Raw genomic sequence first — 13,331 nt, forward strand, 5'->3', positions numbered from 1 at the left:
TTTTTAAGAGTTAACCGGCCGCGATATCCCGGCTGATAAGAGAAAAATTGAACATGTTAATCAAACTGTTAACGAAAGTGTTTGGCAGCAGCAACGATCGTACGCTGCGCCGCATGCGCAAAGCTGTAGATGTCATCAATAAGATGGAACCTGAGTTCGTCAAACTGTCAGATGATGAACTGAAAGCCAAAACCAATGAATTCCGCGCGCGTCTGGAAAAGGGCGAAGCGCTGGAGAGCCTGATCCCGGAAGCGTTCGCCACCGTACGCGAAGCGAGTAAGCGCGTATTTGGCATGCGCCACTTCGATGTGCAGCTGATTGGCGGTATGGTGCTGAATGAGCGGTGCATTGCGGAGATGCGTACCGGTGAAGGTAAAACGCTGACCGCCACGCTGCCCGCTTACCTGAACGCGCTGAGCGGCAAAGGCGTGCACGTAGTTACCGTCAACGACTATCTGGCACAGCGTGATGCAGAGAACAACCGCGCGCTGTTTGAGTTTCTGGGCCTGAGTATCGGTATCAACCTGCCAGGCATGCCTGCGGTTGCCAAGCGTGAAGCTTACGCGGCTGATATCACCTACGGCACCAATAACGAATATGGCTTTGACTACCTGCGCGACAACATGGCATTCAGCCCGGAAGAGCGCGTACAGCGTAAGCTGCACTATGCGCTGGTGGATGAAGTCGACTCCATTCTGATTGATGAAGCGCGTACGCCGCTGATTATTTCGGGTCCGGCGGAAGATAGCTCCGATCTCTATATCAAGGTCAATAAAATCATCCCGCACCTGGTTCGTCAGGAAAAAGAAGATTCTGACAACTTTCAGGGAGAAGGCGACTTCTGGGTCGATGAGAAAGCGCGTCAGGCGCACATGACTGAGCGCGGCCTGGTCAAGGTTGAAGAGCTGCTGGTCAGCCAGGGCATTATGGAAGAGGGCGAGTCGCTCTACTCGCCAACTAATATTATGCTGATGCATCACGTCACCGCTGCGCTGCGTGCGCACGCGCTCTTCACGCGTGACGTCGACTATATCGTTAAAGAGGGTGAGGTCATCATTGTTGATGAGCACACCGGCCGTACCATGCAGGGGCGCCGCTGGTCTGATGGTCTGCATCAGGCTATTGAAGCCAAAGAGGGCGCGGATATCCAGAATGAGAACCAGACGCTGGCGTCCATCACCTTCCAGAACTACTTCCGTCTGTATGAGAAGCTGGCCGGTATGACCGGTACGGCGGACACCGAAGCGTTTGAATTCAGCTCGATTTACAAGCTCGACACTATCGTGGTGCCAACTAACCGTCCGATGGTGCGTAAAGACATGGCCGATCTGGTCTACATGACCGAGAAAGAGAAGATCGATGCCATCATTGAAGATATTCGTACCTGTACGGCAAAAGGCCAGCCGGTGCTGGTGGGGACTATTTCGATTGAGAAATCAGAAGTGGTCTCTAATGAACTGACGCGCGCCGGTATTAAACACAGCGTGCTGAACGCCAAATTCCACGCCAGCGAAGCCGATATTGTGGCGCAGGCAGGCCAGCCGGGAGCGGTGACTATCGCGACCAACATGGCGGGTCGTGGTACCGACATCGTGCTGGGTGGCAGCTGGCAGGCTGAAGTGGCCGCGCTGGAAGCGCCGTCTGAAGAGCAGGTGCAGGCGATTAAAGAGGCGTGGAAACTGCGTCACGATGCCGTACTGGCCTCAGGCGGTCTGCATATCATCGGTACTGAGCGTCATGAATCACGTCGTATCGATAACCAGTTGCGCGGCCGTGCCGGTCGTCAGGGCGATGCCGGCTCTTCTCGCTTCTACCTCTCTATGGAAGATGCACTGATGCGTATCTTCGCCTCCGATCGCGTTTCGAACATGATGCGCAAACTCGGCATGAAGCCAGGTGAGGCGATTGAGCATCCGTGGGTGACCAAAGCGATCGCAAACGCGCAGCGCAAGGTTGAGAGCCGCAACTTCGATATTCGTAAGCAGCTGCTGGAGTATGATGACGTCGCAAACGACCAGCGTCGTGCTATCTACAGCCAGCGTAATGAACTGCTGGATGTCTCTGATGTGTCTGACACCATCAACAGCATTCGTGAGGATGTGTTTAAGGCGACGATCGACACCTATATTCCGCCGCAGTCGCTGGAAGAGATGTGGGACGTGCCGGGCCTGGAAGAGCGTCTGCGCACCGATTTTGATCTCGATCTGCCGGTTGCTGAGTGGCTGGATAAAGAGCCGGATCTGCATGAAGAGACGCTGCGTGAACGGATCATGACCCGCGCGCGCGAAAGCTATGCGGCGAAAGAAGAGGTTGTCGGCACCGAAATGATGCGCAACTTCGAAAAAGGCGTGATGCTGCAGACGCTGGATTCGCTGTGGAAAGAGCATCTGGCGGCGATGGACTATCTGCGTCAGGGGATCCATCTGCGCGGCTATGCCCAGAAAGATCCCAAGCAGGAATATAAGCGCGAATCCTTTGCCATGTTTGCGGCAATGCTGGAGTCACTGAAGTATGAAGTGATCAGCACGCTGAGCAAGGTTCAGGTGCGGATGCCGGAAGAAGTTGAAGCGATGGAGCAGCAGCGTCGCGAAGAAGCTGAACGTCTGGCACAGCAGCAGCAGCTGAGTCACGTGGATGATGAAACCGCCGCCGCCGAGGCGCTTGCCGCCCAGGGTGGTGAACGTAAAACCGGGCGTAACGATCCCTGCCCGTGTGGCTCGGGCAAAAAGTATAAGCAGTGTCACGGCCGTCTGGCCTGACCCTGAAAAGGAGCCTGCGGGCTCCTTTTTTTTACGGTTATGACGCCGTTCAGGACGGGTTATTAACATCCGCGCCGCGCTGTTTTACACTTTGCGCACTTTGATAATAAAGCGGGATCAACTCTATGAAGCACCTGCAGGTCGCAGTCGGCATTATCCGTAATGCCAGCCGCCAGATTTTCCTTGCGCAGCGCGCAGCCAGCTCTTATATGGCAAACAAATGGGAGTTCCCCGGCGGAAAAATTGAACAGAATGAAAGTGCGGAGCAGGCGCTGAAGCGTGAGCTTATGGAGGAAACCGGTATTGAGGTGACCCGTGCGACCGCAATCGGCCAGGCTGACCACGCCTATGATGACCTGCGCGTCACGCTGCATTTCTTTCTGGTGGAAGCGTGGCAGGGTGAGCCATGGGGACGCGAGGGACAGCCGCAGCGCTGGGTAGCGCAGCGCGATCTTATTGCAGAGGAGTTTCCGGCTGCAAACCATGCGCTGATTGCCCGTCTGGTGGCGGACGAACTCTGAAACAGGGGCGCGATGCCCCTGCTGTTTTATTGCTGCTCTTCACTCCACTCATCGCTGTCGGTCTGGTCGCCACTGCTGGGAATGCGTTTTTCCTCTGCGGCCCATTCGCCAAGATCAATCAGCTGACAGCGTTTGCTGCAGAACGGACGCCACGGGCTCAGTTCATCCCACATCACATCTCTGCCGCAGTTCGGGCAGGGTACGGTAATCATCTCTTCCGGCATAATATCCTCTAACAGCAGGCCAGTTCAAAATTCAGGCGGGCAGGCACCGCGCCCTGTTCGCTATCCAGCGGCAAAAAACGAATAGCGTAACGGCTTTTATGACCTGAAATCTGCGGATAGAGCGCATCTTCCAGCGTCAGCCGCAGCCGCAGCAGGTCTGCTCCTTCAGCATTGTCCTGATAAAATCCATTCAGGCTGGTCTGATGACGAAATACGCCAGACTGGCGGATAAGATCGAGGATCATCATCAGGCTGTTACGCAGCGGCTCAAGCGATGCCAGCCAGCCAGCTACCTGCGTATCGCGCAGCGTCTGCTCCTGGTGCAGCCAGATGTGCAGGCCAGGTAAATCAAAACTGCAGCAGCCGCCGGGAATGCTGAGACGCTGACGTACCAGCGATATCAGCCGATCGTCACGCAGATGCTGGCCCATACGCGGTGCGCTCAGCAGCTCAGCGGAGAGCTGTTTAAGGCGGTTGCTGAGCTGGCTTACCGTCTGCTCATCAACACCGGGCACATCCAGCCAGGCGCGCAGTTTCTGCTGCTGACGCTCCAGCTCTTTAAGCAGTTCGGTCCGCATATCGCCGCGCTCAAAAATATCCAGCAGGTCGGCAAGAATGCGAAACACGCCCAGTGCGGCAACGGAATGATTCACCGGTACCGTTTCATGCAGCTGATTGAGTAAAAACTCGACGCGCAGCCAGGTGCGCATCTTCTCATTCAGCGGATGCTCAAACAGAACAACTGTACTCATTATCTTAATCCCGTCCGGTTGCTGCCAGGCGCAAATAACGCTGGTGAAGTTCAGCAACCCGCGGCAGCACCTGTTCGGGTGTGCCGCTATTATCAATAATATCATCGGCGCAGGCGAGGCGCTGTTCGCGGCTCACCTGCGCAGCAAGAATACGTTGTGCCTGGCTCAGCGACACGCCGTCGCGCTGACGCGTACGCTGCAGCTGAACCGCTTCATCTACATCGACCACCAGCACGCGATCGGCCTGGCGCTGCAGGTTGTTTTCAATCAGCAGGGGAACCACCCACAGAACATAAGAGGATGACGCCTGCGCCCTGAGCTGTTGAGTACGGGCATTAATCAGCGGATGCAGCAGCTGATTAAGCCAGTTTTTCTCCTGCGGCTGCTGGAAAATAATCTCCCGCAGACGAGCGCGATAGAGCGTGCCTTCTGCCGTCAGAATGGATTCGCCATGGCGTTTTACAATCGCCTGTAGCGCTGGCGTGCCCGGCTCTACCACCTCGCGGGCGATGACATCAGCATCAATGATCTCCACGCCCAGAGCAGCAAAGGCGTTAGCGACAGTGCTTTTACCACTACCAATGCCGCCGGTAAGCGCAACGGTAAACAGCATATTTTTCTCCCGGTATGCAGCGCATCAGAGGGCGGCAGTGTCACAAAAGTGAGAAGGCGATCACATACTTAGCGATCGGCTAAATTTACCGGATTGTAGCGTAAGTAAAGTGAAATTCGCACCCTTGCCACCGCCGTTATGGCGCGTATGATAACGACACTGGAGCCGTGAGCGCTACCCGAACTGCGGTTCGTTTTCACTAACCAGGACCCTCTGCTATGCGTATTGAAGAAGATATCAAACTGGGCTTTAAAGATGTGTTAATCCGCCCGAAACGCTCAACGCTCAAAAGCCGTTCTGATGTTGAACTGGCACGCACCTTTACCTTTAAGCACTCCGCTCTGGAGTGGCGCGGCGTGCCGGTTATCGCGGCAAATATGGATACCGTTGGCACGTTCACCATGGCAGAAGCGCTGGCTGGTTTTGAGGTGCTTACTGCAGTTCATAAACACTATAGTATTGATGCATGGCAGGCGTTTATCCAGCGCGTGCCCGCTTCCGTGCTGAAGTACGTCATGGTGTCAACCGGGACCTCAGAAGCGGATTTCACTAAACTGAATGCGATTCTTGCTCTCTCGCCGCAGCTTCAGTTTATCTGCATCGACGTGGCGAACGGCTATTCAGAGCACTTTGTTGCGTTTCTGCAGCGTGCGCGTGAACGCTTTCCGGATAAGACCATCTGCGCCGGTAACGTCGTGACGGGAGAGATGGTGGAAGAGCTGATCCTGTCAGGTGCGGATATTGTCAAAGTAGGTATCGGCCCGGGATCGGTCTGCACAACGCGCATCAAAACCGGCGTCGGTTATCCGCAGCTGTCAGCGGTGATTGAGTGCGCCGATGCCGCGCACGGTCTGGGCGGACAGATTGTCAGCGACGGCGGCTGTTCCGTGCCGGGCGATATTGCCAAAGCGTTTGGCGGCGGCGCTGATTTCGTCATGCTGGGCGGTATGCTGGCGGCGCACGATGAGTGTGAAGGCACGCTTGTGGAAGAGCAGGGCGAGCAGTTTATGCTGTTTTATGGCATGAGCTCTGAATCGGCGATGAAACGCCACGTGGGCGGCGTAGCGCAATACCGTGCGGCGGAGGGCAAGACCGTACGGCTGCCGCTGCGCGGGCCGGTTGCAGAGACCGTCAAAGATATTCTGGGCGGCCTGCGTTCAGCCTGTACCTACGTTGGCGCCGAACGTCTGAAAGAGCTGACCAAGCGTACAACGTTTATCCGCGTGGCAGAGCAGGAGAATCGCGTTTTCAACCGATAAACCTTCCGGACGGGCGCAGCAGGCGCCCGCTAACGTATTACCTCTCCCAGACCAAATACCGGCAGATACATGGCGATAACCAGCGTGCCCACGATCGCACCGATCACCAGCATCATCGCCGGTTCAAGCGCAGCAGCCAGTGCCTCCGCCCGGTTTGAGGTTTCCGTTTCATGCCACTCTGCCAGCCGGGACAGCATGATATCAAGCGCGCCAGCCTCTTCCCCGGCTCCTGTCAGCTGGGCACAGAGCGGCGTAAACAGCGTATGCTGCTGCAGTGCCTGGTGCAGCGGGGCGCCGGCAGCGATATGCGCCTGCAGCTGTATAATCGTTTCGCGCCACAGGCGCGCCGTCAGCGTCATTTCCACTGTTTGCAGGCTGTGCAGCAGCGTAAGCCCTGCCTGCTGCGTCAGCTGCAAAATGGCATAAATCTGGCTGAGCTGCGCACCGCGCCAGAGCGGGGCGATCAGCGGCAGGCGCAGGATAAAATGCTGCAGGCGCCGCTGCCAGCGCGCGGAGCGGCGTACAATCTGGCACGCTGCGATGGCGCAGCCGGCAGCGATCAGCAGCAGCGGTAGTGCGGTCTGCTGCATGCCTTCTGACAGCGCGACAACGCCTGCGGTAAAGGCGGGCAGCGGTGCATCAAAGCTGGCATAGACGGCAGTAAACTCCGGCAGCACAAATAACAGCATACCGGCACTGACCGCCAGCGCCACCAGCAGGATAAAGAGCGGATAGCGCAGCGCTTTGCCAACCTTCTGGCGTAGCAGGCGCTGCTTTGTCTGCTGCTGCGCCAGCCGCAGGCAGCAGCTGTCGAGCTGTCCGGTGGTCTCACCGACCTGCATCAGCGCAGAAAAGAGGGGCGGAAAGAGATCGGGCCACGTGCGCAGCGCCTGCGAAAATGCCTCTCCGGCCAGCACCTGCTGCTGCAGACCCGCGAGCACTACGCGCCAGCCGGCATGCGGATGCCCCTGCGCCAGCAGCATCAGGCTTTCAGCCAGCGGTAACCCTGCTTTTAGCAGCGTAGCCAGCTGATGCATCAGCTCAATTTTTTGCTGCCATTTCCAGTCGCGTCTGCGCCAGCAGCGGCCGCGTTGCCAGCTCACGATCAGCATGCCGCGATCGGCGAGCTGATTCAGCAGCGCGGCCCGATCGCGCAGCAGCGACTCTCCTGCCTGCAGCTCGCCCATGGTGTCCAGCGCCTGCCAGCGGTAGTGATAGAGTTTAGCCATTATCCAGCCCTACCACGCGCTGCATCTCTTCAAACGATGTCTCCCCGCGGCTTACCGCTTCAAGACCGGCGCTGAGCAGGGTTTTCATTCCCTGCTCGCTGGCGAGCGTCAGCACATGTTCCAGCGGCATATCTGAAGAGATGGCGTTCTGCAGCCTGCTGTTAACCGGCAGGATTTCAAACAGCGCAAGGCGCCCATAGTAGCCGGAAAAACAGTGGTCACAGCCCGGCGCTCGCCAGGTCTGCAGGGTGCCGGGCCAGAGCGTGGCAGGCAGATGAGCGATAGCCTGTGCTGGCTGGCGACAGTGCAGGCAGAGACGACGAACCAGACGCTGTGCAATCACCAGCTGCAGCGCTGGCCCCAGCAGATAGCCCGGGATCTCCATCTGTCTGAGGCGCGTCAGCGTTTCAGCGGTAGAGTTTGTATGCAGCGTGGAGAGAACCAGGTGGCCGGTTTGTGCCGCTTTTACCGCAATACTGGCCGTTTCACTGTCGCGGATTTCACCGACCATGATCACATCCGGATCCTGACGCAGCAGGGCACGCAGTACGCGATTAAAGTCGAGACCGCTGCGGGGGCGCACCTGAGTCTGATTGATGCCGGTCAGCGGGATCTCTATCGGGTCTTCAACGCTGCAGATATTTTTTTCCGGCACGTTCAGTGCGCTGAGGCTGCTGTAGAGCGTAAAGGTTTTGCCGCTGCCGGTCGGGCCGGTCACCAGAATCAATCCCTGCGGTTTAACCAGAGCCTGTTTCAGCAGACGCAGCTGGGCCAGCGGCATACCGAGTTTATCCAGCGCAATCGCACTGCTTTCACCCTGCAGCAAGCGTACAACGGCTTTTTCGCCGTGGCTGACCGGCAGCGTGGCGAGGCGAAAGGCGGCGTCGCTGCCGTTTATCTCCTGGGTAAACTGCCCATCCTGCGGCAGACGCCGCTCTGCAATATCAAGCCCGGCGAGCACCTTCAGCCGCGCCAGCACGGCTGCCGGCTGCACCTCCGGCAAGCGCGGCAGATTATGTAGCACGCCGTCGATGCGCAGCCGGATACGCAATCCCTGCGGCTGAGGCTCAATATGCACATCTGAAGCGCGTCGCTGTACGGCCTGATGCAAAATCTGGTTTACCGCCTCGGTTGCTGAGGCTGCGCTGCGCTGCTCAGGCAGCCGCTCATCGGATAGTGACGGGTGCAGCGCCTGCTCCATGCGGGCAGCCGGCCAGCACTCAATCTCTACCTGACGCTGGCAGGCGAACTGCAGCGCCTCCAGCAGCTGCGGGTGGGGAGAGTCGGTAACGGCTACGCGCAGCCGGGTGTCATCATGCTGCAGCAGCCGCGCCTGATAGCGGGCGCACAGCGCCAGCAGTGTCGGATCATGCTCAGCCATTGGTCTCATCCTTATCTGCAAACCGGAACTGGTTCAGACAGTTATCGCGCAGGCTGCTGCTGCTGCTGGTACAGCTGCGCTGCCAGTTAAGCATGCCTTCAGCCGTGTTCCAGACGGGCTGCATCTCCACGCTCAGCCCGCTGAGGTTCTCCTGGCCGGTAAGCGCAATCACGCCACCGGTAACGGTGAGCGAGGCGACATAGCGCGAGCCTCTGGCCGCCGGAATGCCGTGTTCACCAGCCTGACACTGTGCCGGACCGCCGCGCTCAATGGCGCAGAGTTCCACCGCCGTTTTATAGGGCAACATGGTTTGCAGCATGTCAGTCAGCGCTGCGCGCTGCAGGTAATTTTGATAAGCAGGCAGGCCAATTGCGCTGAGAATAGCGACGATGCCGATGACGATCATCAGTTCAATCAGGGTAAAACCGCGTTGTCTTTCCATAGCAGGGCTCCTTTGTTCTGCAGCGCTACGATAAGCAGCACCCGCGGGTGATGAAAGCGTATCGCCTGAAAAACGGAGCGTGCCGCGCAGCCATTTTTAGCGGTTGCAGCAAACGACAGTTGCAGTACCGGGCGGGCTCACAACGCCGGGCAGAACAGGGCCACCGGAAGCGTTATGACGCTGGCCTGTTTTTGCAGCGGCAGCGGCAATGACCGGAGGATGAGAAAGCGCGCTATCGCACGAAGACGCTAAACCCTGCTCTGAATCGTGATATTCTCGGCCTGATTTTGCTAAGGATGAGAGAGATGAAACTGGAACAGGGCTGGATCAGCAGCGCCCGTAAGGTGCCCTCGCCCCACTTTAATGCACGCCCCGACAATGAAGCGCCGTCGCTGCTGGTGATCCACAACATCAGTTTGCCGCCGGGCGAATTTGGCGGGCCGTGGATCGATCGTCTGTTTACCGGCTCGCTGCCTGCCGATGCACACCCCTATTTTGCTGATATCGCGCAGCTGCGCGTGGCAGCGCACTGCCTGATCCGCCGCGACGGTGAGCTGGTACAGTACGTCTCACTAAACGAGCGCGCCTGGCACGCGGGCGTTTCGGCTTTCAGCGGGCGGGAAAACTGCAACGACTTTTCTATTGGTATTGAGCTGGAAGGCACCGACACGCTGCCTTACACCGACGCCCAGTACGCCATGCTGCAGCAGGTCACCGCGCTGCTGCAGCAGCACTATCCGCTGGCCGCCGATCGTATTACCGGCCATAGCGATATTGCACCCGGGCGTAAAACCGATCCGGGCCCGGCGTTTGACTGGTCACGCTATAAACAGGGTACTACTCAGGAGAATACCTGACACTGCAGGAGCCATTATGACGTTGTTTAGTTTGTTACTTGTTCTGGGATGGGAACGCCTGTTTAAAATGGGCGAACACTGGCAGCTGGATCACCGGCTGGAGCCGCTGTTCCGTGGCCGGCAGCGCTTTTCGCTGCCGCGCACGCTTCTGATGACCGCAGCAGCCATGCTGCTGGTGTGGCTGGTGGTCTGGAGTCTGCATGGCCTGCTGTTCGGACTGCTGCAGCTGCTGTTCTGGATTGTGACCGGACTGCTCTGTATCGGCGCCGGTTCTGCGCGACAGCATTATCATAACTATCTGCAGGCTGCCAGCCGTGATGATGAGGCGGCGCACCAGGCGATGGCTGCAGAGCTGACGCTCATTCATGGCGTGCCGGCAAACTGCAGCGAGCGTGAGTTCCTGCGCGAGCTGCAGAATGCGCTTATCTGGATCAACTTCCGTTTCTATCTCGCTCCGCTGTTCTGGTTCGTGGTCGGAGGGCCGGTGCTGCTGGTGGGGTACGCTTTTCTGCGCGCCTGGCAGAGCTGGCTGGCACGACACGCATCAGATCAGGCACGCGCTGCCTCAGGTGTTGATGCGCTGCTGCACGTGCTGGACTGGATCCCGGTACGGCTGACGGGCGTCGCTTATGCGCTGCTGGGTCACGGCGAGCGCGCGCTGCCCGCCTGGTTTGCTTCTCTGAGCGACCTCCATCGCGCTCAGTATCAGGTGCTGACCAGCCTGGCGCAGTTCTCGCTGGCGCGCGATCCGCACATGGATAAAGTCGCCACCCCACGCGTGGCGGTGGCGCTGGCAAAACGCACTTCGCTGGTGCTGGTGGTGGTGGTGGCGCTCCTGACTATCTACGGCACGCTGGTGTGATCCGCCGGAGGCACGCCAAAATCGGGCGTGCCATCCTCGCGCCAGCTGAAATATTTCAGGCGCGTATGGCGATTGGGATCCCACAGCGGATCGCCCTCAATTTCCGTGTAGTTGCGGGCGTGATAAACCAGCACGTCGCGTCCCGCTTCATCCGTCGTAAAACTGTTGTGTCCCGGCCCGTACTGCTGATTTTCCCAGCTGGTGGTAAACACCGGCCGCGCTGACTTCTGCCAGGCGATGCGATCGCGCGGATCGGCCTGCACGTCAATACTCAGCATACCCAGACAGTAGTTTTCATCGGTCGCGCTGGCGGAGTAGGTCACAAACAGCCGGTTGCCGTGACGGATCGCCGCCGGACCTTCGTTAACGCTGAAGCCGGCACACTCCCACTCATATTCAGGCCGGCTCAGCATCACCGGCGTGCCTTTAAGCGTCCAGGGGTTAAGCAGCTCGGCCAGATAAAGATTGGAATTACCGGGAATAGCGGGATCTTTTTGTGCCCAGAGATACCAGTTTTTACCCTGATGGACGAAATGGGTGGCGTCCAGCGCAAAGCTATCGAACTGCGTTTCGACCCGGCGACAGGGCTGCCAGTAGCCGGTCAGCGGATCGGCATCATCGCAGACCAGCGCATACATGCGATGCTGAAACAGCCCCTCTTTAATTTCCCGGCTCGGCGCTGCCGCAAAGTAGATGACCCACTGACCATTAATGTGGTGCAGCTCGGGCGCCCAGATCAGCTCACTGTATTCACCCTGATCCGGCTTGCGCCAGACGGTAACGGCGGGTGCCTCACGCAGTCCCGCAAGCGTGCTGGCGTGGCGCAGCTCCAGCCGATCGTACTCCGGTACTGAGGCGATAAAGTAGTAGCCAGCGCCGTGCCGCAGAATAAAGGGATCGGCGCGCTGCGTAATAAAAGGGTTAGGCCAGGTCATTTGATCTCTCCGGGTTGAGTGGTTGCGGCCGGGGATGGGGCGGACAAATCGCGAAAGTTAGCGCGGCGCAGCGCCAGGTCATCCTGAATCGTGCGCATCAGCTTGCGATCCACTTTCATCAGGCGCACTACGCCTGCGGTGATCAGGTAGCCGACACCGGGTATTACGGTAAAGAGCAGCATAATGCCGTTGACGGCGCTGGCGGACTGCTGTTTTGCACCCGCGTCATAGCCGTAAACCGACAGCAAAAAGCCGACCATGGCACCAGCAACCGCCAGCCCGACCTTGAGAAAAAAGAGATTGCCGGAAAAGCTCATACCGGTAATACGCTTGCCGGTTTTCCACTCGCCATAGTCATCCACATCGGCCATCAGCGACCAGTGCAGCGGCGAGGGGATCTGATGCAGAATATTCAGCAGGAAATAGGCCACCACCACCGTGACGGTAGCGTGTGGATCGATCCAGTAAAACCCGCAGGAGAAGAGCGCCAGGGCGATATTGGTCCAGAAAAAGACCTTCAGCTTGCACCAGCGGTCGGTGAGATATTTTGCCAGCGTGCTGCCACCCATCATGCCGATCACGCCAAGGCTGATAAACAGCGTGGCAAAATGCGTCGACTGGCCCATGACCCAGGTCACGTAATACATGGTGGCCGCCATGCGGATAAAGCCGGGACAGACGTTGCAGAAGGTCAGCAGCAGAATGCGCACCCACTGATCGTTTTTCCAGATATCGCGCAGGTCTTTCTTCAGATCGTCATGCGTCGGCACCGCAGGCCGGATTCGTTCGCGGACGTTAGCAAAACAGAACAGAAACATCGCCAGGCCAATCAGCGCCAGCACGCTCATCGCCAGCTGATAGCCGCGCGCCTTGTTGTCACCGCCAAACCACTCCGCCATAGGCAGCAGTGAGAGTGAGAGGATCAGCGTGGCGACACCCACCATCACGAAGCGATAAGACTGACAGGAAACGCGCTCGCCCGGATCGCTGGTGATAACGCCGCCCAGTGAACAGTAGGGAATATTGATGGCGGTATAGGTCAGCGACATCAGGAAATAGGTGACAAAGGCCCAGATAACTTTGTTTTCATAGCTCCAGTCCGGCGTGGTAAACATCAGTACGCTGAACAGAACATATGGCACTGAGACCCAGAGCAGCCAGGGACGGAAGCGGCCCCATCGGCTCTGGGTACGATCCGCTATCGCGCCCATGATGGGGTCTGTTACCGCATCCAGCACGCGTACTGAAAGCAGCAGTACGCCGACCAGCGCCGGTGCCAGGCCAAAAACATCGGTGTAGAAGTAGTTCAGAAACAGCATGATCGCGCCACCAATCATGTTACAGCCGGCATCGCCCATGCCATATCCCAGTTTTTCTCTGAATGAGAGTGCAGCACTTTTCATCGTCGTCTCCTGCGACAAGTGGAGCGAAAAGTATCAGCGCAAACGGCAGGCAGGGGTGATCAACAATGAGTCGCGTAGATGGACAAAACGGGTG

General features: G+C 58.1%; 13 protein-coding genes. 5 read left to right on the plus strand and 8 right to left on the minus strand.

Annotation, left to right across the window (positions count from 1 at the left end; all coding sequences use genetic code 11):
• Positions 1–53: 53 nt before the first annotated feature.
• Positions 54–2,759 carry a preprotein translocase subunit SecA gene (gene secA, locus FS690_RS09220; RefSeq protein WP_071669073.1) on the plus strand — a complete coding sequence of 902 codons (2,706 nt, stop codon included), beginning with the start codon at positions 54–56 and terminating at the stop codon, positions 2,757–2,759.
• Between the two features lie 125 nt (positions 2,760–2,884).
• Positions 2,885–3,280 (plus strand): 8-oxo-dGTP diphosphatase MutT, encoded by a 396-nt coding sequence (mutT, locus tag FS690_RS09225; RefSeq protein ID WP_039382599.1) that lies wholly within the window; start codon positions 2,885–2,887, stop codon positions 3,278–3,280.
• 26 nt (positions 3,281–3,306) lie between these two features.
• On the opposite strand, the gene yacG is transcribed toward mutT, so the two are convergent.
• From yacG to coaE, 3 genes are read right to left on the minus strand one after another with little or no spacing between them, the layout of a single operon-like run.
• Complete coding sequence (yacG, locus tag FS690_RS09230) at positions 3,307–3,504, minus strand: DNA gyrase inhibitor YacG (RefSeq protein WP_039382601.1); 198 nt, start codon at positions 3,502–3,504, stop codon at positions 3,307–3,309.
• An 8-nt stretch (positions 3,505–3,512) separates the two neighbouring features.
• On the minus strand, positions 3,513–4,256 hold the full coding sequence (gene zapD / locus FS690_RS09235) for a cell division protein ZapD (protein WP_039382603.1): 744 nt from the start codon (positions 4,254–4,256) through the stop codon (positions 3,513–3,515).
• Positions 4,257–4,260: 4 nt separating this feature from the next.
• Entirely contained in the window at positions 4,261–4,869 is a 609-nt protein-coding gene (gene coaE, locus FS690_RS09240) for a dephospho-CoA kinase (RefSeq protein WP_039382604.1), read from the minus strand.
• A 218-nt stretch (positions 4,870–5,087) separates the two neighbouring features.
• Between coaE and FS690_RS09245 the strand changes: the two genes are divergently transcribed.
• Positions 5,088–6,128 carry a GMP reductase gene (locus FS690_RS09245; RefSeq protein ID WP_145339470.1) on the plus strand — a complete coding sequence of 347 codons (1,041 nt, stop codon included), beginning with the start codon at positions 5,088–5,090 and terminating at the stop codon, positions 6,126–6,128.
• A gap of 29 nt (positions 6,129–6,157) precedes the next feature.
• Here FS690_RS09245 and hofC read toward each other — a convergent pair whose 3' ends face one another.
• The 3 genes from hofC to ppdD are packed head-to-tail and all read right to left on the minus strand — an operon-like array spanning position 6,158 to position 9,180.
• Positions 6,158–7,357: a protein transport protein HofC gene (gene hofC / locus FS690_RS09250; protein WP_104085534.1), complete on the minus strand. Its 1,200-nt coding sequence runs from the start codon at positions 7,355–7,357 to the stop codon at positions 6,158–6,160.
• Positions 7,350–8,738 carry a type II secretion system protein GspE gene (gene gspE, locus FS690_RS09255; protein ID WP_071669070.1) on the minus strand — a complete coding sequence of 463 codons (1,389 nt, stop codon included), beginning with the start codon at positions 8,736–8,738 and terminating at the stop codon, positions 7,350–7,352. Before gspE ends, hofC begins: the two co-directional genes overlap by 8 nt.
• Positions 8,731–9,180: a prepilin peptidase-dependent pilin gene (ppdD, locus tag FS690_RS09260; protein WP_039382612.1), complete on the minus strand. Its 450-nt coding sequence runs from the start codon at positions 9,178–9,180 to the stop codon at positions 8,731–8,733. Before ppdD ends, gspE begins: the two co-directional genes overlap by 8 nt.
• Positions 9,181–9,485: 305 nt before the next feature.
• Here ppdD and ampD point away from each other — a divergent pair, with 305 nt between their 5' ends.
• Positions 9,486–10,037: a 1,6-anhydro-N-acetylmuramyl-L-alanine amidase AmpD gene (gene ampD / locus FS690_RS09265; RefSeq protein ID WP_039382614.1), complete on the plus strand. Its 552-nt coding sequence runs from the start codon at positions 9,486–9,488 to the stop codon at positions 10,035–10,037.
• A 16-nt stretch (positions 10,038–10,053) separates the two neighbouring features.
• Entirely contained in the window at positions 10,054–10,899 is an 846-nt protein-coding gene (ampE, locus tag FS690_RS09270) for a beta-lactamase regulator AmpE (RefSeq protein WP_145339472.1), read from the plus strand.
• Here the strand turns inward: ampE and FS690_RS09275 are convergent.
• On the minus strand, positions 10,881–11,834 hold the full coding sequence (locus tag FS690_RS09275) for a family 43 glycosylhydrolase (protein WP_039382619.1): 954 nt from the start codon (positions 11,832–11,834) through the stop codon (positions 10,881–10,883). The two genes, ampE and FS690_RS09275, sit on opposite strands and share 19 nt — an antisense overlap.
• Positions 11,831–13,237 carry a glycoside-pentoside-hexuronide (GPH):cation symporter gene (locus tag FS690_RS09280; RefSeq protein ID WP_039382621.1) on the minus strand — a complete coding sequence of 469 codons (1,407 nt, stop codon included), beginning with the start codon at positions 13,235–13,237 and terminating at the stop codon, positions 11,831–11,833. Before FS690_RS09280 ends, FS690_RS09275 begins: the two co-directional genes overlap by 4 nt.
• Between the last annotated feature and the right edge of the window lie 94 nt (positions 13,238–13,331).

Origin of the sequence: Pantoea sp. PSNIH1 (genome assembly GCF_007680655.1) — a bacterium.
In the GTDB taxonomy this organism is placed as follows: Bacteria; Pseudomonadota; Gammaproteobacteria; order Enterobacterales; family Enterobacteriaceae; genus Pantoea; species Pantoea eucrina.